The 21,472-nt window shown below is 42.8% G+C and carries 18 protein-coding genes and 1 pseudogene; 5 read left to right on the top strand and 14 right to left on the bottom strand.

Annotated features, from left to right (window positions below; translation table 11 throughout):
• Positions 1–6 precede the first annotated feature (6 nt).
• Positions 7–411, bottom strand: coding sequence for a gamma-glutamylcyclotransferase family protein (locus tag D0A37_RS21500; RefSeq protein WP_190740133.1), 405 nt, complete (start codon positions 409–411; stop codon positions 7–9).
• A 119-nt stretch (positions 412–530) separates the two neighbouring features.
• Here D0A37_RS21500 and D0A37_RS21495 point away from each other — a divergent pair, with 119 nt between their 5' ends.
• Together D0A37_RS21495 and D0A37_RS21490 are read left to right on the top strand one after the other, a co-directional pair.
• The gene (locus D0A37_RS21495) at positions 531–1,130 is read left to right on the top strand and encodes a VOC family protein (protein WP_006631273.1); all 600 of its coding nucleotides are present in this window, start codon (positions 531–533) and stop codon (positions 1,128–1,130) included.
• 278 nt (positions 1,131–1,408) lie between these two features.
• Positions 1,409–1,891, top strand: a complete 483-nt coding sequence (locus D0A37_RS21490) for a hypothetical protein (protein ID WP_242717392.1) — start codon at positions 1,409–1,411, stop codon at positions 1,889–1,891.
• A gap of 291 nt (positions 1,892–2,182) precedes the next feature.
• On the opposite strand, the gene D0A37_RS21485 is transcribed toward D0A37_RS21490, so the two are convergent.
• Positions 2,183–3,601 carry a pentapeptide repeat-containing protein gene (locus tag D0A37_RS21485; protein ID WP_242717390.1) on the bottom strand — a complete coding sequence of 473 codons (1,419 nt, stop codon included), beginning with the start codon at positions 3,599–3,601 and terminating at the stop codon, positions 2,183–2,185.
• A 558-nt stretch (positions 3,602–4,159) separates the two neighbouring features.
• Here D0A37_RS21485 and D0A37_RS21480 point away from each other — a divergent pair.
• Complete coding sequence (locus tag D0A37_RS21480) at positions 4,160–6,076, top strand: trypsin-like serine peptidase (RefSeq protein ID WP_242717388.1); 1,917 nt, start codon at positions 4,160–4,162, stop codon at positions 6,074–6,076.
• A 19-nt stretch (positions 6,077–6,095) separates the two neighbouring features.
• Here the strand turns inward: D0A37_RS21480 and D0A37_RS21475 are convergent, their stop codons facing one another.
• From D0A37_RS21475 to D0A37_RS21465, 3 genes are read right to left on the bottom strand one after another with little or no spacing between them, the layout of a single operon-like run.
• Positions 6,096–6,767, bottom strand: coding sequence for a CHAT domain-containing protein (locus tag D0A37_RS21475; protein WP_242717386.1), 672 nt, complete (start codon positions 6,765–6,767; stop codon positions 6,096–6,098).
• A gap of 39 nt (positions 6,768–6,806) precedes the next feature.
• Positions 6,807–7,457: a CHAT domain-containing protein gene (locus D0A37_RS21470; protein WP_242717384.1), complete on the bottom strand. Its 651-nt coding sequence runs from the start codon at positions 7,455–7,457 to the stop codon at positions 6,807–6,809.
• A gap of 56 nt (positions 7,458–7,513) precedes the next feature.
• Entirely contained in the window at positions 7,514–8,986 is a 1,473-nt protein-coding gene (locus D0A37_RS21465) for a GUN4 domain-containing protein (RefSeq protein WP_242717382.1), read from the bottom strand.
• Positions 8,987–9,128: 142 nt separating this feature from the next.
• Here D0A37_RS21465 and D0A37_RS21460 point away from each other — a divergent pair, with 142 nt between their 5' ends.
• A complete protein-coding gene (locus tag D0A37_RS21460) occupies positions 9,129–10,253 on the top strand; it encodes an IS630 family transposase (RefSeq protein WP_242717380.1) in 1,125 nt (374 codons plus the stop codon).
• A gap of 149 nt (positions 10,254–10,402) precedes the next feature.
• Here D0A37_RS21460 and D0A37_RS21455 read toward each other — a convergent pair whose 3' ends face one another.
• The 9 genes and pseudogenes from D0A37_RS21455 to D0A37_RS21415 form a co-directional block, all read right to left on the bottom strand.
• On the bottom strand, positions 10,403–12,562 hold the full coding sequence (locus tag D0A37_RS21455) for a caspase family protein (RefSeq protein ID WP_242717379.1): 2,160 nt from the start codon (positions 12,560–12,562) through the stop codon (positions 10,403–10,405).
• A gap of 151 nt (positions 12,563–12,713) precedes the next feature.
• A complete protein-coding gene (locus D0A37_RS21450; protein WP_242717377.1) occupies positions 12,714–13,616 on the bottom strand; it encodes a peptidoglycan-binding protein in 903 nt (300 codons plus the stop codon).
• Positions 13,617–13,757: 141 nt separating this feature from the next.
• Entirely contained in the window at positions 13,758–14,702 is a 945-nt protein-coding gene (locus D0A37_RS21445; RefSeq protein ID WP_242717375.1) for a glycoside hydrolase family protein, read from the bottom strand.
• A 388-nt stretch (positions 14,703–15,090) separates the two neighbouring features.
• A pseudogene (locus D0A37_RS21440) lies at positions 15,091–16,049 on the bottom strand (IS630 family transposase).
• A gap of 296 nt (positions 16,050–16,345) precedes the next feature.
• Positions 16,346–16,831 (bottom strand): IS630 family transposase, encoded by a 486-nt coding sequence (locus D0A37_RS21435; protein ID WP_242717373.1) that lies wholly within the window; start codon positions 16,829–16,831, stop codon positions 16,346–16,348.
• An 80-nt stretch (positions 16,832–16,911) separates the two neighbouring features.
• Positions 16,912–17,409, bottom strand: coding sequence for a helix-turn-helix domain-containing protein (locus D0A37_RS21430; protein WP_242717371.1), 498 nt, complete (start codon positions 17,407–17,409; stop codon positions 16,912–16,914).
• A 220-nt stretch (positions 17,410–17,629) separates the two neighbouring features.
• Positions 17,630–18,907, bottom strand: a complete 1,278-nt coding sequence (locus tag D0A37_RS21425; protein WP_242717369.1) for a bifunctional sterol desaturase/short chain dehydrogenase — start codon at positions 18,905–18,907, stop codon at positions 17,630–17,632.
• Between the two features lie 73 nt (positions 18,908–18,980).
• Positions 18,981–19,604: a restriction endonuclease subunit R gene (locus D0A37_RS21420; RefSeq protein ID WP_445242424.1), complete on the bottom strand. Its 624-nt coding sequence runs from the start codon at positions 19,602–19,604 to the stop codon at positions 18,981–18,983.
• A 123-nt stretch (positions 19,605–19,727) separates the two neighbouring features.
• Positions 19,728–20,627, bottom strand: a complete 900-nt coding sequence (locus D0A37_RS21415) for a polysaccharide deacetylase family protein (protein ID WP_242717366.1) — start codon at positions 20,625–20,627, stop codon at positions 19,728–19,730.
• Positions 20,628–20,729: 102 nt separating this feature from the next.
• On the opposite strand from D0A37_RS21415, the gene D0A37_RS21410 reads away from it, so the two are divergent.
• Complete coding sequence (locus D0A37_RS21410; RefSeq protein WP_242717364.1) at positions 20,730–21,434, top strand: Uma2 family endonuclease; 705 nt, start codon at positions 20,730–20,732, stop codon at positions 21,432–21,434.
• The last annotated feature ends 38 nt before the right edge of the window (positions 21,435–21,472 follow it).

Here is a 21,472-nt window from a genome sequence, read left to right as displayed (position 1 = left end):
ACCACCTTATTTGGTGAAAAACCGATTTTCCCACCTCCCGTGGGGCAGCCAGATGCCTCCTAGGGAACGAACGCGATCGGGTAACATGAAGTATGCCCAAGCCGTGCCTAAAGGTTTGAGGTGTCGATCGAAAATTTCGATTTCCTGCCGCTGATATTCGTTTTGTGTCGGTTCCCGCAGCGGATGATAGTCTTCCAGTCGGTCTAAATCGTCCAAAATAGCAGAGTTTGCGAAACAGAGGAGAAAACCGCAGACTGTGCCATCTCCGGCCATCATCGCAGGATAGCCGATCGGCAGGGCGAAAAGTTGACCGCGGGCGATCGCCGGGCAAGCATCCACAACTTTTCCTTCGCAGTAGCGGAGGTAGTTGGACTCCCCCGGTTTGAGAGTGCCGTATACAAAGACTTTCATCGGGTAGGGCTTAACCGCTAGTTTTTGCTAACATAGATGGCTAAGCTAATAGTTTAAGTCTCGCGGGCGATCGCGACTGCAATCTTCCTAAATTTCGTTGTTTACCTTTCTTATAATTCATGACTCTAGCAGTTAGTTTTATTGCTTTTGGACTTCGGCCTTTGTACTTGAGCTCTTTTTTGCCGTCCCTGCCCCTGGACAGCTTATTTTCGACTCAAGGGATTATGGTAATGCTGCTGGCGGCCTATGCCGGGGCGATGTGGATGTTTCTCACCAGTGCTCCGAAGGTACACACGGTCATGGTATCGGATCTCGGACAAGCGAGGGAGTTCTATGAAGGTATGCTAAACCTGCCCGTAGCAGAAGTGCCGCTGCACTACTACTACAATTACGAGCAAACTTTGGGCACAACTGGTATCGATCCGCTGTATTTGTCGCCGAATGTCGGGAGGGCAACGACCTCTCAAACGCTGGGCAGTCCCGATGGTTTGTGGTATCAGTTGATGAAAAATACCCAACTGCACATTATTAGCGGGGCCGGTGCAGGGGAAAAAAATCGCCAGCGTCACGTTTGTTTCGATCGCGAATGTTTGGATCAGCTATTGATGAGGGTACAAACTCGCGGCATTAGTTATAAAATTCGCCGGGAAAAGCCGCTAAATTTTTTGGTCAAGGATTATGACGGTCGCGTGATTGAAATGGCTGAGGTTAGTAATTAAGTAGGTCGTTCTAATTAAACGTAAAACGATCTCCCGCGCTACCCCCGACTTCTTTTGGTGGGTAATATCATTCCGGCACAGCCGGAATGATATTAGTCGCGAATACGGTTGATCTCCCGAGAGAGAATGGCTCAATAAAAAAATGATAAGAATAGTTGAGATTTTTGAGAGATCACTATATTTTAATTAAACTACCTTGATTGGTTTCCGGAGATTTTTGTATATTCCCAGAATAATCAGTAACAGTCTTGTTAACTAAACCCTGGAGATAAGTAGAAATGACAGAAGTTGAAGCCATTGTGGAAAGTTTGTGGGAGCTGGATGATGATGTATTGCAAGCTCAGCTAGGCTCTCGCGTACAAGCTATAGGAGATGATGTTGCTGGACGTGGAGCAGGAGGGATAGACCCAGCTTCCTTGGAATCTATTGATGTGAACGTTGCGGCTAGAGCATCCATCGATCCAAGATTTTTAGATGCTGGTCGGCAGCTTTTCGATCGCGTCAACCCCTTAACTTACGAGCTGATGTGTAAACCCCTCGGAGGAGACGATGCAGAGACTCGGAAGATTTTAGATGAAACAATAAATCAGAACTATACCAAAGCGGCTGGGATGTTGGCTCCTGTTTTAGTCAGTGGAGTTGGGTTAGCTCCTGCTGTTGCTACTCTGCTTGCAACTCTAATCATTAAAAAAGTTTCCAAATACGTGGCTACGGGAATTTGCGAGACTTGGGAGAAAAGTTTAGTAAAACCTGCAAGCTGAGCTTTAGCTTTATACAAAGATTAGTAACACAAACTCTGTGAGGAAGCGATCGCCTGCTTAGAAAGTTCAGTGCTGTTAATTTAGATGTTCTGTTGGACTATCCTTGATGTTTTGCTAGTTATACATTTTTCTTCTTCAGTACGGGCGTTAGAGACTCGGGAATCCCTTCCAAATCAATAGCGATACAGCCAAGCTTAAACGCATCATCAATGGATCGCCCAGCCCCTAAAGCGTCATAAAAGCCAACGGCAAACTAAATAGTGGCTCGATTGCCAATGCAATCAGGGTTTACTAGAGTTGAGCGATCGCTCCTCGTAGCGCTGTTGCAATAGCTCCCTCTGGAATGGTTGCCAAAATCTGTTGTCCTTGCTGCCGCAAAAATTGCTTAAAAATTGGATCTTTCTCTGCCTCCGCTAGCATTACCTGTTGGATCAGGTCTACCTGAGTTTCAGCCGTGGCAGCTACCTTTTGTCCAGATAGTTGCGTGAGAAAGCTTTGAGTGGTGGTGACAATTTCTCCTAGATTGGGGCCGGCGATAATATTCCGTACTTGACCTGCTGCTTCGCGATATTCGATCGCCTCACCTGCTAAGTTAGTGATGGTACTGCCTGAGATAAAGAAATTTTGACCAAAGGGTTTTTGACTGTAGTTTTTGAGAGCAGCAGATTGATCGGAAACAATTCCCAATAGCTGATTGATTTGTTGCTCTTTTGTTACTAGGAGTGCTTGCATTTCTTCATGTCTGGCATACAAATTGCGCTCAACCTCAGCACTAAGAACATTGTCATTGTGAGCGACTTTCACAATCCATAGGTCGCCACGCTTTTCAATCCCGCGTAACTCCAAGCCCATTCCTTCATCTTCTAGCTGGAGTTTTTGTAAGGTAAAGGCAAATGCTCGCCAGTTCACTCCCTCCTTGAAGACCAATTCCACAATGTTGCCAACTTCCTGATAGAGGGATTCAAACTCTCTAGGGTTAAAATTGCGATCGCTGGGGTGGCGATCGGTTGGCTTTCCTTTACTATCTCGCTTGCGGAAAATATAGTCACATTTAACATTAGTGAAGCAAGTCTGACTGTTTATATTCCAGTTTTCAATACAGATTCCTGTCAGAGTAGCTTCTGTAAAATCTACGCCAGTTACATCAGCTTGCACAAAAATACTATCTATTAAATTAGCTTCACTCAAATCAGCTCCACTTAAGTTAGCACTTGTGAAATCATACTCACGCATGATGGCTGCTTGTAGATATGCTCCTTGCAAATTGATGCCACTGAAATCCTTTTCTTCACAAGATCCATGAGTAAGAAGTTTTTGAAATTTGGGTTGATCAAGGTCAAAATAACGATTATCGACTCTTGCTCGTTCCAAACCTTCTACATTTTTGAAGCGTGTACGATAAAATTTTCTGGCTCTTAAATCAGTGTTAGCAAGCTGAGCACCCGTGAAATCGATATTACTGAGGTCTAGATTGTAAAAAGAAGTGCTTCCAAACGTACTGAAGGCGATCGCCCAGTTCCTTAAAAATTCAAAAGTTTTTTTAGGTTTTCCATTAATATCACTAACCTCACAACTTAGTTTTACGCTAAAGACCCCAACTAAAAAGCCAGCTAGCAGTTTGATTTCTACAAAATATTGAGATGAAATTTTATAATGGGCAGGAGGATCGCTACCAATCAAATAGGAAACAAGGATTGATAAAGAAATCATTAAGAATTTGTGGTAAGTCTTGACATTTCTGTATATGCTGTGATTCAGTAGAACCAGGAAAAGAGACAGGGAAAAACTACTTGCTATAAAAACTAAGCAATAGCATCCTAAAAAAACTGAGGTAGCAATAAGAGTTAGCAAGCCCAAATTAGGGTTTTGCAGTATTACTATTGCTGCAATAGAGGTGAAAACTACTGTTAAACCACCTTTCCACAAGCCACTAGCTATGCTAGATTGCTTGGTCTCTATAGACCATACACAAATAACCAAGACAACACTCGCTGTTACCCAAGCTCCCTGTACAGGCTGAGGTAAGGAGAAGAGAGTCCTGCTGAGATAACCGCTCACTGCTCCGGCAAAGCTACCAGCAAAAAGTGCAAGGCTAAAGGTGCAGAGCAAAACGAGGAATCTGAAAAAACGAGCCTGTCCACCAGTAACCTCTCGCAAATCTAAATTTAGTAATGCTTGCGAGAATTTTCGACCATAAACTTGTCGGTTGTATCTATTCATGAGATTAAATATCAAATTCTTAACTAGATATTATAGGAGTTTGGAAAAATGAGCTTTTATAGTTTACAAACAAATACAATAAATAATCGGAATGTTAGTGGACCTCTCTGTAATGTTGTTAATAACCCACAAGTTTGTAGATGGGTAACTGATAATATCCCTGAAGCAACTGAGGTTAGGGATTTCCCAGAACAAACGCCAATCGATTTAACCGATATTATCAACGCACGCTTAGAGAGATTAGATAAAGCTCGCTCATCTAATTCTATATTTTTTAACGAACCAGATTATCTATCATCTGCTTTCTTAGAACGTGGCTTAAGATGTAGTGCGGCTGTGTGTTTGCTTGAACGAGGTTTTTGGATAGAAGATATAATTGAGCTAATCAAAAACCGTTCGGTAAAAGATGTGCCTGAGATTCTCAAGCGACTGTCGGAGAAAATCAATCTTTTTTCTGACAAATTTCCTGGTGGAAGCCAGGATGTTTGGGGAAATTATAAACAAGTAGCTGAGGCCCTGGAGGAGGAAAGGATTAAAGAACCTCTGGGTAAATTCAGAGATAGATTGAAGGAAGTTTCTGGTGAAGAAAAACAGCGTCAAGGTACTGTTGTGATTCCAGTCGCTACAGGTTTTCTAGTTGGCAAAAATTACTTGTTAACTAATTATCATGTATTTAATGAAAAGGATAAAGATAATATTAAAAAGTTTATTGTTAAATTTAGATACGAGCAAAATGCTTTGGGGCAGAATGCTCTAACAGTGGAATATTACCTAGATCCAGAAAGTTTTTGTGTCAGCGATAAGCAGCTTGACTATACGCTGATTCGAGTCAAAGCACGGGAGGATTACAACGATATCGGACTAGCATTTCCTGAAGCTGGTGAAAATTTTGGTTGGCTGCCAATGTTAATGGACTCAACGCTGATTGCCCCACCTATTACTCGCGAGCAGGTCAAAAATATTCAAAAAATTAATAGCGAAAGGATACCTTATGCTGGTTTATCTGGTGAACCAGTTTTTATTATTCAGCATCCGCAAGGCGCACAGAGGAGGATTGTTCTTTTCAATAACCAAGTACAAAATATCTCTCAAAATTTTCTGCAATACCAAGCTGATGCCGATTTTGGCTCATCGGGTAGTCCCATCCTCAACTCTCAATGGCAACTTGTAGGTTTACATCATGCTGCTTTAGTAAAATGGAATGAACAAAAATCGGATGAACAAAAATTGGAAGTTCAAGGCAATTTAGGGACACGGGTATGTGAAATGGTAAAGCATTTAGAAACACGTAGAAGCGAACTTGGAGTGGCAGCTTTTCTAGATAATGAGAGGTACGTGGTTAGACAAGGAAAACAACCACTGAAGGGCAGGATCTATATTTTAGTTGGTTATGAACGAGGAAATGCTCCCAGTGCTGAACATTCACAGCAGGAAATCACTATAGCTAAAACATTACTGAAAAATATCTTTTCATTTTCAACGCCAGGTTTTGAAGTAAGAGATGTTTTGCAAAAATGTGATGGCAAATATGAAGCTGGGATTGAGTATATCAATCAGCAAGATTATCAGAGCGGTGATGTTGCGATCGAAATTCGTATAAATTTCGATACTGATGCCTTGAAGGAAAAAAACATACTAAGTCTTTACTATGCAGACAATATGTTTAACTATAAAACCTATGCAGAAATCGTTTTACAATCCATTTTGAGCAATTCTCCTCTGCAATTTTCCAGTGGCTTACAGTCAGATACAGCCACAGCATTAGATCTGCAATTCTGTCGAGAAGTAAAGATACCATGCTTAGTCATGATTTTGGACTTTCCAGGCAATAATTCTAATCAGGTTGTCGATCAACTGACACCTAGCAAAACTGAACAACGGACGAATCCTGCTAAAGGGATTTGGAATGGGTTAGAGAGCTGGGTTAAAGTCCTTAGTCCGATCGGCTTCTGGGCTGCTGGTTGACAAATAGGAGTCTATACTATCAGTGTATGAGAACGGGTATTGAATGTTGGGAAATCCCTGCCATTTGAATAGCAACACAGCCAAGCTTGTAGGCAAATTCGATGGGTTTTCCAGTCTCCAGTGCATCATAAAAAGCAACTGCAAATTCGATCGCTGCCTTATTTCCAATCGCCTGCTGCATACCGATGACATAGGGAATGTAGTCAGCAATTGCTTTAGCCTGAACTGCCGAGTAACAGGCGTTAAGAACCACACATTCGATTTTAGGAAAAAGTTGAAATAGGTTGGCGATCGCTTCAGGACTAACAGGCTTGCTTCGTCCAGTATCATCTTCTAAAAACAATCCTTCCTCGCTACTACCCTGTCCGGCAAAGTGAACAATGTGAGGCTGATAGTCCAGCAAAGCTCTGTGCATATCTCTGTGTCGGACTGCCCAACATTGCTTCAGGATGAACCGATCGCGATGCTGCGATCGCCGCAAACCTTCACTAATCTCCCGTGCTTCTTCCTCTAGCGATCGCGGCTGCATTCCTTGAGGATTTGCTGCCAAAAACAGGATAGTCTTTACTGCATCCTCCGATATTAGATTTGATTGTATCTGAGGCGCTTCATTGTAATAAATGTTGTCGCCAGCCAGATTATTAATTGTGTTACCTGAAATATTGAAAGTTTTAGATGTTGGCTCAGACATAGAATTGAATCACAGACATTGCTGACTGCCTTTTTAGCATTATATGGAATTCGCTTTTTTCTTCAACACCGGGAGCGGGTAGTCCGGAAAAAATGAATCATCAGCCTTCTTAGTCCAGTCTACCGAACCCAGTTTCCGAGTAGTATTTGCATTGCGATCGCCCTCAAACTGGATGGCACGACATCCAGACTCAAATGCTATGTCAATTAATTGACCTTCTGCTAATCCCTTGTAAAAACCAACGGAAAAAGCGATCGCCAAATCATCCAGAATCTCTTGACGCATCCCAATCACGTAGTTAATGTGCTGAACTATCGCATCTGCCTGCACCTCAGCATAACAGGCATTTAGGAGGACACATTCGACTTGCTCGGCAAACAACTCGAATAGCTTTGACAGCGCTTCTGTACTGACTAACTTGACCCGCCCTGTCTCATCTTCCAGTACCAATCCTAATTGCCCTTGCCCGTGTCCGCAAAAATGTACAATTTGCGGCTCTACATCCAGTAGCGATCGCTGTACATCTCGCGGACGGGCTGCCCATCGCTGCTCTATTTGAAACCGATCGCCAAGGTGCGATCGCCCCAACCCCTCTTCTATGTCCCGCACTTCCTTGTCGAGGCGTAAGTGTGAGGTTCCTTGAGGATTGGCTGCTAAGATCAGAATTTTCTTTACTTCCAGATCATTCATTTCTACTGTTCCTTCTGCACGATAAAAAGAGAGCTTTAATCATCAGCTTACTCCGGCTACTGTTGGAAAATTTTGCACTGCTTCAACCTCCAGGTGAGAGCAGCAAACTCATTCAATTCGCCAACCCAAATTTGCCGTTTTTCATACCGCCCAATAGCAGACGGAAGATAGCCTTCTGGATGTTGTTCAAGTGGATTGTTATTTAGCTTTTCATAAAGTGTCTCCAAGTCAAATTGACCTATATCAGCTCTGTGCCAGCCTACTGCAATACTAAAGTTTTTCCGAACACCAGAATTATCAGGTGCTGTTTTTGTGGTTCCCCCTACACGCTGCCAAATTATCGATTGAGTCATAAATCCCCAACGGTTTTTACTAGCCACCGACCAAAGTTGGTTAATAGTTCTAAGGTCATTGCAAGGCAATTCTCTAATATCCTTGGGATCGAGCCAAGTTTGCTTTGAACTACGGGCGGGTCTCTTTTTCTTAGCGATTTCTAACAGGCTACTCATTGTTTGACTATCGGCACTCTTCCAATCCTTAGCGCTCAGAGTTCTTTGCAGCGATTGGTAATTAATTTCTGCATCAGATTCAAGAGGGATTTGTAGCAGCGGCTTGAAATTAGTATTAATTAATTTACTTATAGGCTTAACAACTACTCCAGTTATTCCCAGAATGCACAACACAGCAGTCAGCCATTTAATCCAAGAACCGTTTGGGACTAAAAATCCTTGAAATCTACTAGCAACCTCTTTTTTAGAGGAGGTTTCTTTTTGAAGCTGAATCTCGATCTTGGAGTCAGCTTTTAGAGATTTGTCGATATCCAGTTGAATCTCGATTCGCTTTTCTTGGGAGAGTGTTTGATTAGGGCTGGTGTTACTAGCCCTTAAATTCGGCGTTAGCGTTGGCTTCTTTTTGAGAATCGGCTTTTGATGTTCTGGAATGGCTATTTTCGCAACTGCATCAGCCACCCCAAGCTTGCGTTCTGTTTCAGACACTGCCGATCGCACTACGGAACTCCCTGAAATTTCTAACTGAATAGCATTACAGCCAAACTCATAGGACTGTTCGATGGAACAGGCATATCCCAAGGCACGGTAGAATCCTTTAGAGAAGGCGATTGCGGCATCATCGCGAATTTCCTGATTCATACCAATCACATAGTTGATGCGATCGACAATGGCAACTGCTTGCTCTTCTGAGTAACAAGCATTCAGCAACACACATTCAATACTGCTGGAGAACAACCGGAAGAGATTGGACAACGCATCGGTACTTACTAAATGCTCTCGTCCCACATCGCTTTCAAACACCAAACCTGGCTCTCCACCCCCATGCCCACAGAAATGGACAATCTCTGGTTGATGCTTGAACAGCAGTTCTTGCAAATCTCCAACCCGTACTGCCAACTCATCAACCACCTCAAACTCTTCTCGATGGCGCGATTTCTCAATCACCCCTCTTAGGTCACGGATTTCGCGATCGAGGTTAAGGTCTTTTCGTGGATTGGATGCCAAAATTAAGATTTTCATGAAAATGAATACATGAGTAGTAATTTAAATTACATAATTTCTTGTTTCACTAAAGCAAACAATGCCTGGCGTAAGTAATAAGCTGATACGCAGCTAGATTGTATAATATAAATATAAAATAAGCGATAATTAGTTATAATGTATGCCAGCCAAAAACCATCTATCTCAAAATCAAAAACAGAGACTCATTAAACTATTAAAAGAGTCTGAGGATAATTATGTGAGGGAAAAAGTTCTAATCTTATTGCTAATAAATGACGGAAAAAGTTATCAACAAATCAGTGAATTCATGGAGATTGCTTACACAACGGTAGCTTATTGGTCAGTTCATGGCGACCCAGATAATTTGGATAGTTTTTTAGATAAAAGAAGCCAAGGTAATTTTCGCAAAGTCACTCCAGAGTATGAAAAAATATTGATAGATACAATCGATAAAGCTCCGGCAGAATATGGATATGAATTTGGGAGATGGACGGCAGCCAGACTAGCAACATATTTAGAAAAAGTCACAGGAATTAAATTGAGTGGTTCCCAAATATCCAGGATATTACATAAAAAAAAATACGTTTACATTTGGGCTAAATATAGTTTAGAGGACAAACAAAATCCCGTTGAAAGAGAAGTATTTAAACAGAAGCTATCCGAGTATTTAAAAATAACAAAACAAACCCCAGAGCTTTTACAGGTATGGTTTTGGGACGAAAGTGGATTTAGCTTGCGAGTGATAAGAAGAAAAACTTGGGGTAAAAAAGGTAGTCGAAAAAAAATCACAGGTCAAAGGAGAAGAGGCAGAGTAAATATCATGGGTGGATTGAGATATTATGACAAAAAAAGGTTAAATTTTGTTGTCATAAAAAAAGGAGACTCGAATACGTTTTATGAGCAAATTAATGCCTTAAATGATTCGATTGTCCAAGAATGGAGAGAACTGGGTAATCAAGCTGAAAGTTTTGCCGAATCAGGAATAAAGATTGTAATTATTTTAGACAATGCTAGTTTTCATAAAAAGAAAGATATTCTGAGCCAAATATCAGCCGAAATGCCTCATATTATTGTAGAATTTTTGCCACCTTACAGCCCCGATTATAATTTGATTGAATTGGTCTGGCATTCAGCGAAAGAATATATAGCACATCGACTGTTTAAGTCAGTAGAAGAATTGTCAGAATTACTACATAGATTATTAAATGAAGGAGAAATGGTTATCAAATGGGAGCGAAAAATCAAAAATAAAGGCAATGCTATTTTATCCGGTTTAGCTGCGTAGCAGCTTAGTGTGCTGACCCATTAGTAGTAATTTTTTCAATTTTTATGTCTCCATACTTTTGATAGAAAGGCATCCAGCAAGAATAATAAAAAATCGGATTAGCCTATCATCCTTGCTGGAATAACTAACAAGGTTGAGATACCCTTTGATTATTTGGTGATGGTCAGGCTTATTTGCTTTGTTGTCCACTCACGGCTTGGAGAGCGGGCAACAGACAACTTTCTAGTTGGAGGTTGCTCTTTATCGATCGCCACCAGCAGAGCTTCTAGAGGATTGCCCAATCGAGACAACCCCTTAGATTGAATATCCTCGTCAAGAGATGGAAGCTCTAACCAGCGGAAATTGATGGGACCAACTGTAGCAAGGATTTTAACCACGTCTTCTCCTTCGGATGTTGCCGGTATCCCAATCGATTCCTTCTTACCCGCCTCAATAGTAATGAAATTTTCTCCTTTACCTGGGGAAATCTGTTCAATTGACCAGTCAGATGCTAGATCTAGAACAGCAACGTTAAGAGCTTGGAAAGAGTCATTCTGAATTGACAGAAATACGTAATCGCCGAGTTTTACACTTGGTTTTCTGGTATCGGCGAATGGTTTCAACTGTGATGGGGGTGGAGTTTTATCTCCTAACTGATAGATGTCTGATGTCCCAAGCCACTCAACGATTAATTTGCCTGCTAAAGGTGAATCTTTGTCCGTATTGTCTAGCTCTGCTGTAGCATGATATTTCGCTAGGTGTACAAGACGTTTCACCACTCTCGGAGCCGCATCAGGGTCACTTGTCTTTATGGGAGGAATTCCTGCAAATGGATGTCCCGTGCGATCGCATATCTCATACTCTTCCTTGTTATTGAGAAGAAGTTGATAGGCAACTCCCTCATCGTCATCAGCAGCTACGACCTCTTCTGCCAATTCCACCCAACCATTTCCAGGTAGAGCATTTTTGATAGCCTCTAGGCTTTTCTCCTGCTGTTTAAAAATTTCGGGTAAAAGCTTGTTAGGGGGTAATGAGGGCTTAGCTAAATCTTCTGCGGAAGCTGCCTCTTGAGCAATGAGATAAACTTTTCGCACAAGATTGACGGACGGAGATACCAACACAGCCCGATCTCCGTCTTCAACGTTTAATTTTTCTCCATTAATGGGTTCAAGCTTGCACAACGAGTCTGTTGCCCCTCGTTGAATAATTCTGGCGATCGCAACTCGATTCTCTTTTTTAGTCAAATCCCTTGTTGTACGAGGATAGATGGCAAACTCTGCTCCCTTACTCATACCATTTGCCTGCCCAACCCCTAACACAGCCTGCATTTCACCTGTTTCAGCGTTTTTCTCAACCTTTAAGACAGGTACTGCATACACTCGCTCAGCTAGCTCATTGCCAAAAATAATTCGGTTTTCCTCGCCCATCAAGATTGGGGTTTGTTGAGGAAATTGACTGTGAATTTTAGCATTGATGCGATCGAATAAATCCTGATAAGTTTGTCCGGGGTTTTGCTGTCTTAGAGTATCCAACAACCAATAGGTAAGCGCTCCATTTCGCTCCTTGGTTTCACGATTAAAGGCATACTCGTAAGCATACTCATTCAAACGACAGGCTGCTAGAAGCACATAATCTCTGGCGACACGCAATCCAGAAGCTTTTAGTCCGCGAGCGGTTTGTTCAGTGAGCGATCGCCAAGTTGCTGCTAGAGTTTCTAGAGGTGCCACCAGTTCTTGACCTGGTTGGAGAGGTTTTTCATCAATTCCTTCTCCCCCTCGAATTTCTACATCCCCTCGCGTAGCACCTCCCGAGTTACAACAATCCAACACCACCGTAACGGTTAGTTGTTTATTTACCAATTCCTTCAACAGTGTTGCTAGATCGAGATCGCGGAGATACTGTCCTTCTAAAGTGCCAATATCTGTAGGGACTAATCCCTCATCAATTTCATCCTCACCTTTAATAGATGGGAAAACAGTCTTTGCCCGTCCACCATGTCCAGAGTAATGAATATATACCTGCGCCTTTTCCGTAGCCATTTCCCCCAGTTTCCTAAAGGAATCGATCATATTCTGACGAGTTGGTAGTTTTTCCGGTGATTCAAGAGGCTTCGTAGGTTCATTTGGGTTAACCGAAGCTGTCAGTTTCAAAATTTGTGCTTTGGGAACTTTCCGCTCATCAACTAAGAAAGCTTCTACATGATTAACATCTCGTACACACCCTCCAAGATTTTTGTAACGACTACCATCAGGCAAGACATTCGGCATATAGCAGTCAATACCGATTAATAGTGCGTAAATATTTAGTGTTTGCTCGGGTTTGTCAGCCATTTTTAATTCATTGCTCCAGTATCTTTGTCTAATTCAGTGAGTTGCAGATCTGCAGAGTTCTGGAGCCGTAAGTTATAGCTCTTCAGAAAACTCTGCATATTCAGCAACGTATCTTTCAGTTCCAGATTTTGTTAACTCGATCGCGAACACCTCAAGCCATTTGTTCGCGGGTTTTTACAGCGACAATGCCGTCTGGCTTCAAACCCTTCTTCTGCTGAAATTCCTTGACGGCTTTATCTGTTGCTGGCCCAAATTCACCATCAGCCCCAACTACAATGCCAGCTTTCTTCAAAATTTCCTGAAGCTTGAGTACATCCGAGCCTTCCATTCGGGGGATCGCCAAGCGCAACGTTCGGGGTTTGTCATTCCACGGCGCTTTAGGAAACCCTGGAGCAGGAGATCGATTAAGTGCATTCTCGGTTTGAGGGCCAAAGCCGCCATCTTCGCTAATCTTTTGATTAGGATAATTCAGATTCCAAAGTTGCTGAAATGCAAGTATTGATTGACTGCGAAGGTCGATCGTACTATCGCCTTGGTAATCGAAGTGAGGTGGATCGCCTGGTAATGGATTCCAGCCATACCGCATCAAATAAACTTCCCAGCCTGGTGCATCTTCAATGTCGATCGCTAACCCAGTTTGGTGGTTGCTGGCTCCCGGTGGAGCTACAGGATTAGGATTGTTGAAGCGATCGTTATACAGCAACATTTGCTGAGCGATCGTGCGGTAGGCAGAGTTTACCTGCATCGTTTGGCCTCGATCTTGAATCGCTCTCTGAAGTGCGTGTTTTGCCGGGCTTTGTACATAGGGAAAGGCTGCATCCAGCAAGTCTACATTGAGGTCATCAAAACTGACAAAGGCATCTGGCATCATCAGTTGCAGTTGATAAATTAACTGCTGAGATAAGCCATTTACCACCGCAGTCGAAGACATGGGTGCATCTTGGAGTAATCCGGGAAAACTGCCTCTAATTCCCAACCGATCCCGTTCGACAAATTCTTCACAGGCTTCGACAATTACAGGTTGATTAAATAGAATATTGCTTGAGTCAGTCATAGTTTTTTTCTCAAATTAGTTGGAATTTGGTCATTTCTAGACGCACAACTCTACCTGTAGCGTGTTATTCTTAAACCTGGGTTCCAGGAATCGTGTAAAAATTGTTGGATTGCGTCATTCCCCTTTCTTACAAAATCGATTTTATATTCCCAGTTTTTTCCGAGTTTCAGAACCTACAACACCATCCGCAGTTAGCATTTTTTGCTTCTGAAACTGCCTCACTGCCTTGTCAGTATCATTACCAAATACTCCATCAGGTTCTATATTGATTCCTGCTGCTTTCAAAGCTTTTTGTACTCGACGAACATCCTCACCTTGCATCATGGGTTCGGTGAGTTTCAAGGTGCGAGGTGCTTCTGCGATTGTTTGCCCTGTTACTTCTTCGCCTGTTCCTTCATAGGTTAAGAATGACTGCCAGGGTTTTCCCAAAAACAGCGATCGTTCAGCCAATCGTCGGCGTGTCAGCCCTAGCCAGGGTTCACCATTGACTTTATTCCACACAGGAAACTGATTAGCAGCTCCTTGATAATTTCCCTGGTTCAAAAGCCTGAGAAGAGTTGAACTTCCAAAACCTCCTGGACCCACGTTGAAGCAAAAGCAAACCAGTGCAGAAAACTGATTATCATTGATCTGAACTTCAACCGCATCCTCAACAAAGGATTCAAATTTTTCTAAATCTAGGCGCAGCAATTCTTCTGCTTGCGTTTGGCTAATGGTCAGTCCTGGAAAAACATCGTTGCCAGTGTGCCCGTAACCAATAGTCCAAACTCCACCGCCGTCATCATAAGCAGTGAGCTCACATCCTTCAAACGTAGTGAGAAGTTTAAAGCCTTCTCCATTGATATGCTTTGAACCTCTGGATTCTGCCACATCAGGCGGTTGTTCGTCGGGAGGATTAATGTTGTATGTTTTAGCTACGCTGAACTTTAAAGCATCGATTAATGCTTTTACTTGCCCATTTGTCTCCGTGACTTTAACGGCTAGGTCGTCTTTTATTTCGTACACGCGACCATCGCTAAAGATTTCAAGCGATCTTGGCATTTCAGTTTTTCCTTTTGAAAAAGTAGATTCGATCGAAAGACGCATCCTGAAGATCCCGATCGCCAAACTTTTGCCTGCCTCTCACAACCTGTGAAAAGAGTTTATCAATTCATACTTGTTATCGAAAGTATTTATCTGACCGGTGATTTCACTGATTACGTCTGTCCCAAAGTAAGTTCCGGGATTTTCTCGAACCTTTACAAAAGTTTATTTTTGGCGCTCGATAGCGGTGTGCTGCTTGTTATATTTAACGATCGCGATCGCCCAATTCCACCACTATCAAATTACACTTATGAGTCCTGGACGTATCAACTAACCAACGAGCATAGTTGAAACCCACATTCAGCAGCCGCAACGGGCCGCGTACAGTACCCCGTGCCGATAGAAGTGACTAAGGAGAGACAGTAGTTAGTAAAAATACTTATAGCGTTTCTCAGAAAGATGAGGTACAATAACAGCAGTGAGTAAACCAATTCCCAAGATCGGATAATGTAACTTGATTGAACGCAAACTCTATCGCTTTTGCTAATTCTCGATAATTAGTCGTCTTGATAGAACGGAGAATGTTTTTGAGTTTTGACCATAAATGTTCAATTGGTGAGAAGTCGGGCGAATAGGGCGACAAGTATATTAATTTTGCCCCTTTCTTTTTGATGGCTTTTTCTATTTCTTCTCCGGTATGAATAGTACAATTATCCATCACTACACAAACCGCTTTCCAGAGTTTTGGTACTAGCTTTCGGATAATAAAAGCCTCAAATGTAATTGTATCAGTTGTACCTGTTAAATTGATGGATGTTAGGATTTCGTTGACCGATATAGCTCCAATTATTGAGACATTTCTGCCCCGTTTATTCGGTTTTGACCCCTGGGCTCTTGAACCTTTTAGCCTCCCTTGCATATAATAACCTAACCATTGCCAAGTTTACTCCACATTCATCAATGAATATTAAGTCTTTCAAACAAATTTGTCGAATTTTTTGCCAGAACTAATATCGCAGGTTCTGAACTCTTTCACTGCCTTTGTCTGACGGGAAAAGAGTTTTTTTTAAGGTCATGTTTAAGAGTTTTGCCATTCTTCCCATCGTTGCTACGCTGATGGTAAAACCAATTTTTTGGTAGAGTAAATAACGGAGTTCTTCGAGAGTCGCATCATTATTTTCTTCAATCAATTTCGCGCTTGATCAGCAGTTGCTCTGCATTCAGTTTTAATTTGACTCCGCATCGCTCAGTTCGAGGAGCAATATTTTGGGTCTCACGATACTGTTTAATTATTTTTTGGACAAAACTTAGGGCTACACAAAAACGGTTGGCTATTGCTCTTTGTGACAGCGGTTCATTATGGTACACGTCCATAATTTTTTGTCTAAAATCAATCGAATAAGTTTTCATTTTTACTAATGTGTGATACTTGCTAAAATTATTGATAGTTGTCATTCGAGTGACTGCTATGGGGTGAGGGACTACTGCTCCAAGAGCGTTCCATTTAATTAGAGCTGCATAACATTTTAGGTTTCTATATTTTTCACTCCGTTCAAGTCAGTTATATCATACCTCATCTTTCTGAGAAATGCTATAATAATTTGTATCAGTAAGCATAACCCTGTTGGGAATGGGAGCCGAAACAGCTCTCGATTCCAGTCCCCCCCAACGGTTTTGACCCAATGAGTTATACCAAGTTCCTAAAGTCATGCTACAGATAGAGCCTCTAAAATAAATTCCCATCCCGTCAAAGAAGCAATAACTTCCAACGTCAACTTATTTAACTCTTTTTGCACCGCTGCTCTCAACTCTTCTATTTGGTCAAATCTCAACCATTTCAATTGTTCTTTTACATATCCCCACAGTCTTTCTATTGGGTTTACTTCCGGACTGTAGGCGGGTTGAAATAGTAAGATAACGTTCTCTGGTATACTGAGGTTTAAAGAGTTATGGAACCCTCCATTATCTACTTGAATTAGATGTAAATCCTCCGGGTACTCACTAGCAAATAGCTCTAAAAATTTCTCAAAGCACACTGTATCTAAATGAGTAAACTCATAAAAAAAACTGGCTCCTGTTAGCGGCTCTACTGCACCATACAACCACAAATAAGTAAAGTCCCATTGTACTTTTCCTTGCGGTTTTATGCCGTAACCTGTTAGCTTTCTTCTTTGAATTGTATGCAACCCCATCCGACTTTCGTCTTGACTCCAATACCGCAGTTTTTTCCATTGTTCTAAAAAGCTCTGACTTTGACTCAGACTGGCTTTAATTAAGATTGGCAGTTTTTTTTAAACTCTTCTACTGCTCCTGGTTTTTGCTTTTCACTCACCGGACGTGGAACTTTTAATTTGCCTTTAAGGCGAGATCTTGCCCATTCATGCACTGTCCGATATGCCATGGGAATGTCACAACAGCTTGTCAACCATTGATGTACTTCTTTGTAGCTACTGAATCCTTCTACTTGGTTTAACTCTTCTGATAATTTCTCTACAGTTTCTGGAGTCATTATTCGGGGCCGACCGGGACGAGGTTTCTGGCATAATAATTCTTTTATTCCCCCAGTTCGGTAGCTAGACAACCATCTTTGTATTGTGGTACGATGCTTACCTAACCGCACCGCAGCAGACAATACACTATGCACTGTTTTGGTTTTGAGCCAATACAGAACCAACAGTTTTTCGTGGCGCCCAGCCTCTTTCTCTCGGCACAGCAAACTTTTCAGTTCTGCTGCGGTTTCTCGAATGACAATTTTGACAACTCCTGACATTGCTTTGACCTCAATTTTGCTACACAACAACTGCAAAATGCACTGCTACTAACTGTAGCAGTATTTTATGAAATTGGTATTAGAAGAGTGGGTTGGCGACTGTGGGAGTGGGGGCGTGAGCTTACTCGTGACGATATGACAAAGGCTTTAGTTTTGTGGAATTTAGCAGCAGGGCGGACAGTCAGAGCCGCCGCCCCTGCAGAAACCCGGTTTTGGTTGATCAATTACTCTTAGCTTCAACGCTAGGTTTTTCAGATGCCGCAGCTTCCTTTATCTCTGAAATCGCCTTTCGGCTGAAGATTTGGAAGTAGAGGGAAACAAAAAACTCTTTGACTGGAAAAATGATAAAAGTCAAAGGATTAATTGTCACGATGATATTGCGCGCATCGGCTTTAGCTTGTTTGACAATTTGCTGCGCTACCCAGTCGGGAGACATGATGCCGCTCGGGTTTAAGTTGCTTTTAAACGGCCCTAAAATCAGTTTGCGAACGATGCAGGGTGCGTCTAGCCGGCGCAGGGTGACTAAATCTCCCAGGGCGCGTTTGCTGAGTTCGTACAGGGGACTGACAGCGGGAATTACTTCTGCTTCTGAAGTGTTGATCCACACTTCTTTGCAAGCGATGTTTTCGTTAGTGCGGACTGTTAAGAAAAAGAGTTCCATCAGCCGCCACGCGGAAAAAGTGTTAATTTCGTATGAGTTGGCGATCGCCTCTCCTGTTCTTTCTCGCTGTACGTTAATCCCGTGATTGATGACGAGAATATCAATTTTTTCTAGCAATAGGGCTAAGTCTGCCTCTTGGCCAGCTTGCCAAGTTACGGTTTTTACAGGTAAATTTTCGCCGTCTACATCCAAACTAATTTCCTCATTTCCAGAGGAGAGGGCGATCACTTTTGCACCAGCTTTGTGCAGATGTTTGAGAAGCGAACGACCTAAAGTTCCCGATGCACCGGTGACGGCTACAGTTTTGCCTTTGAGAGAAAGTGCTGTACCCATAAGTTTATCTATTAAGGTGAAAGTACCGCAATAGTAAGCATTTTGATTGTCGAAGTGATGCCGCCAGTGATAAGGTTTATTAACTAACCACTTGCCAGGGGGAGTCAGAAAGTCTCCCGGTTGGTGGGTGATGTCGGTTAATTCGTCTGCGCCTTTGATGCCGCACGCGCGGGCGATCGCGCTCAACAAAAAGCCTAAAGTATAAATACAACCCGCTGCTGCGCCCCAGTGATATTCCGGCAGCCCAAAATAAGCTACCACCCACAGCAACAAGCCCAAAACCATCATCGCCGCACCTTCGGGTACGTCGTGACGCCAGTGTGCTTGCTTGTAAATTGTCTCACTGACGGCTGTCAAATTCGGGCGGAAAACGCGGTGATGCCAAGTGTGCAGCTTTTGCAGGGGTGCCCAATAATGGGACACGACGTGATAAAAGTCTCGTATTATTTCTGCCCAGCAGACAGAAGCTATTGCCACAGCGCCGACTATCCAGTAATTTACCATGCTCGCACCAGTTTGAAATTTGAGATATTAGATATTGTCTGCTTTGAAAGATAACTTAAAATGGCTTTTATTGCTAGTGTGGAAGTTGACTCAGGCGTTTTAAAATCTGCAAAACCCGGTACAATTCATTGCCGGGATTGGAAATAACAAATTCCGCAGATCGCGCATACTGGGGAGTTTCTCCTCTAACTAACTTGACAAAATTGAAGTTAGCACCTGTGGCAATCATGCCAAAAGTAGGAGTTTCTGGGTTGGGATCTGCCAGCATATATGTCAGGAGTTGGGCAAGTGCTGCGTCAGTTGAAAACGAAAGTTGTTTGGATTCAATTACTGTCACCCACAAGTTTGCTTTCATAATTAGGATATCTATTTTGCCTTCGATGATTCTGCCTTCGTCTTCCTCTTGAATAGGTATCGACTTTTCGGCTTTGACTGGAAAAGGAGACTCATACAGACCGGCAAGAAACAAAATAGGGCTGATGATTGTTAGCTTGACTGCATTTTCCAATACAGGCGGGGTGTCTACCAAGTTGAAGTATATGTCTTGGACGCGATCGAGCAATTGTTTTTCTGAGTCTGTTACTTCGGGTAAGTTTTCTTGCCATTCTCGGAAAAATTCACTGTTGCGAACTCGCTGCAAGCCGAAGTTATCGATTAGATAGCGGAGGTTTATATCTCTTGCTTGTAGTTTTTGCACTATGATTAATAAAGCCTTTTATGGTTATTAATAAGGATAGCGTAATTGGGATTTTTAACGACAGACGAACGCAAATGAACGCAGATGAAATTCCGAGTAAGTTAATTTTGGTGAGATGTCTGTTTATGGGGATTTTTGATCGGCAATTCGCTGTTTTTGCGCTGCTTGCATTTCCAGCAATTGCGGCACGGTTACAAAACGATATCCCTGCTGTTTGAGTTTGGGAATAATTGCAGATAGCGCCTCGACTGTTTGCTGGCGATTTCCGCCGCCGTCGTGCAACAATACAATCGCCCCCGTTGAAGCTTGGGATAGCACGCTACGGGCGATCGCAGCGGCCGGACGTTGCAAAAAGTCTTTAGGGTCGATCGACCACATCACCACTACATAATTCTTCTTTTTAGCGTAATTTGCCAAACCGTTATTTAAGCGGCCGCCGGGGGGGCGAAACAAGAAACTTTTTGCCCCACTCGATCGATAAATATGAACGCCAGTATTATCTATTTCATCTGAGGCGGTTTTTTCGGTAACATTGTGAGAATAGTGATGCCAAGTATGGTTGCCGATCGCATTTCCCGCTTGCACAACTCTTTTTGCAATTTCTGGATACTGCCGCAAATTTGCACCCAAGCAGAAAAATGTAACTACTGCGTTATGTTTGTGCAAAACTTCTAATATTTTCAAAGTTTCAGGCGAAGGGCCATCGTCAAATGTCAGGGCGATAACTTTTGAGTTGTTAATACTTGCTTTATACACAATCTGGCTGCGAAATTGCGCGGGCGGTGCGAAGACTAAAGGTTGTTCGGGAGGTTTGGGAGAGAGAGTTGCGGGGAGAGAAGAGGGTGTTTTTAGTTTTGGGGGTTTCAGCAGGTTTGGCGGGGTATTTTCAATGGGTGCGAGTGGTTGGGCGATAGAATTTGAGTTTGCAGTTTGTCCCGTTTCAGAAATAAGGAAAATTAGGGCGCTCGATCCGATTAATAACAAGATTTTTAGCGCCCCTTGATTTGCCAATTTGGTACTCATTTGCCCCAGCATTTATTTCTGATAATATAACTCTGGCTTACAGCTATGCCGAAAATTAGCTAAAATCGCAAGATACCGACGCATAACAACAGGAGAAAAGCCATGATTGCTCCCGCAAACCTCAGCCGCATCAGCATCCCTCCTTTGGAAAATGGCGATTTACTCACCCGTGCCGAATTCGAGCGACGCTATACAGCGATGCCGGGACTCAAAAAAGCAGAATTGATCGAAGGAATTGTTTATATGGCTTCACCCTTACGCTTTGAACCTCACGCCGAATCCCATGCTCGCCTGATGACTTGTCTTGGCTTCTATGCTGCTTTTACCAAACATACTCGGCTCGGCGATAACCCCACCGTGCGTCTCGACGTGGATAACGAACCCCAGCCCGATGCTGTACTGCTAATTGATTCCCGACGCGGCGGTGCAACTAGCCTCAGTGATGACGGCTACATTGTAGGCGCGCCGGAATTTGTTGCCGAAATAGCTGCTAGTACCGCTACGATCGATCTGCGGGACAAAAAGCGAGTTTACCGGCGCAGCATGGTGAGAGAATATCTCGTTTGGCAAGTAATTGATCGCCGGCTCGATTGGTTTTCCTTGGAGGAAGAAGAATATATTTCTCTGCTACCCGATGCAGAAGGAATTATCCGCAGCAGAGTTTTTCCGGGGTTGTGGCTGGCTGTTTCAGCACTCTTAGACGGGGATATGCCAAGTGCGATCGCAACTCTTCAAGCCGGATTAAACAGTGCCACGCACGAAGAGTTTGTCCCACAGTTAGCTGCTTTCCCAAATTCCGATTTGTAGAGACGCTACAAATCGCATCTCTACAACAACTAATCCCC

The sequence above is a fragment of the Microcoleus vaginatus HSN003 genome, from assembly GCF_022701255.1.
Taxonomy (GTDB): Bacteria; Cyanobacteriota; Cyanobacteriia; order Cyanobacteriales; family Microcoleaceae; genus Microcoleus; species Microcoleus vaginatus_B.
Note: the sequence above shows the minus strand (reverse complement) of the source record. Positions and strands in the feature narration are given on the sequence as shown.

Excerpts from the sequence above, each read along its gene's own strand:
- D0A37_RS21485 (WP_242717390.1), bottom strand. The coding sequence starts at position 3,601 with ATGATTTCTTTATCAATCCTTGTTTCCTATTTGATTGGTAGCGATCCT.
- D0A37_RS21435 (WP_242717373.1), bottom strand. The coding sequence starts at position 16,831 with ATGGGGTTGCATACAATTCAAAGAAGAAAGCTAACAGGTTACGGCATA.
- D0A37_RS21495 (WP_006631273.1), top strand. The coding sequence starts at position 531 with ATGACTCTAGCAGTTAGTTTTATTGCTTTTGGACTTCGGCCTTTGTAC.
- D0A37_RS21445 (WP_242717375.1), bottom strand. The coding sequence starts at position 14,702 with ATGCGTCTTTCGATCGAATCTACTTTTTCAAAAGGAAAAACTGAAATG.
- D0A37_RS21410 (WP_242717364.1), top strand. The coding sequence starts at position 20,730 with ATGATTGCTCCCGCAAACCTCAGCCGCATCAGCATCCCTCCTTTGGAA.
- D0A37_RS21450 (WP_242717377.1), bottom strand. The coding sequence starts at position 13,616 with ATGACTGACTCAAGCAATATTCTATTTAATCAACCTGTAATTGTCGAA.
- D0A37_RS21425 (WP_242717369.1), bottom strand. The coding sequence starts at position 18,907 with ATGGTAAATTACTGGATAGTCGGCGCTGTGGCAATAGCTTCTGTCTGC.
- D0A37_RS21455 (WP_242717379.1), bottom strand. The coding sequence starts at position 12,562 with ATGGCTGACAAACCCGAGCAAACACTAAATATTTACGCACTATTAATC.
- D0A37_RS21475 (WP_242717386.1), bottom strand. The coding sequence starts at position 6,767 with ATGTCTGAGCCAACATCTAAAACTTTCAATATTTCAGGTAACACAATT.
- D0A37_RS21480 (WP_242717388.1), top strand. The coding sequence starts at position 4,160 with ATGAGCTTTTATAGTTTACAAACAAATACAATAAATAATCGGAATGTT.
- D0A37_RS21430 (WP_242717371.1), bottom strand. The coding sequence starts at position 17,409 with ATGTCAGGAGTTGTCAAAATTGTCATTCGAGAAACCGCAGCAGAACTG.
- D0A37_RS21415 (WP_242717366.1), bottom strand. The coding sequence starts at position 20,627 with ATGAGTACCAAATTGGCAAATCAAGGGGCGCTAAAAATCTTGTTATTA.
- D0A37_RS21460 (WP_242717380.1), top strand. The coding sequence starts at position 9,129 with ATGCCAGCCAAAAACCATCTATCTCAAAATCAAAAACAGAGACTCATT.
- D0A37_RS21470 (WP_242717384.1), bottom strand. The coding sequence starts at position 7,457 with ATGAATGATCTGGAAGTAAAGAAAATTCTGATCTTAGCAGCCAATCCT.
- D0A37_RS21500 (WP_190740133.1), bottom strand. The coding sequence starts at position 411 with ATGAAAGTCTTTGTATACGGCACTCTCAAACCGGGGGAGTCCAACTAC.
- D0A37_RS21465 (WP_242717382.1), bottom strand. The coding sequence starts at position 8,986 with ATGAAAATCTTAATTTTGGCATCCAATCCACGAAAAGACCTTAACCTC.
- D0A37_RS21490 (WP_242717392.1), top strand. The coding sequence starts at position 1,409 with ATGACAGAAGTTGAAGCCATTGTGGAAAGTTTGTGGGAGCTGGATGAT.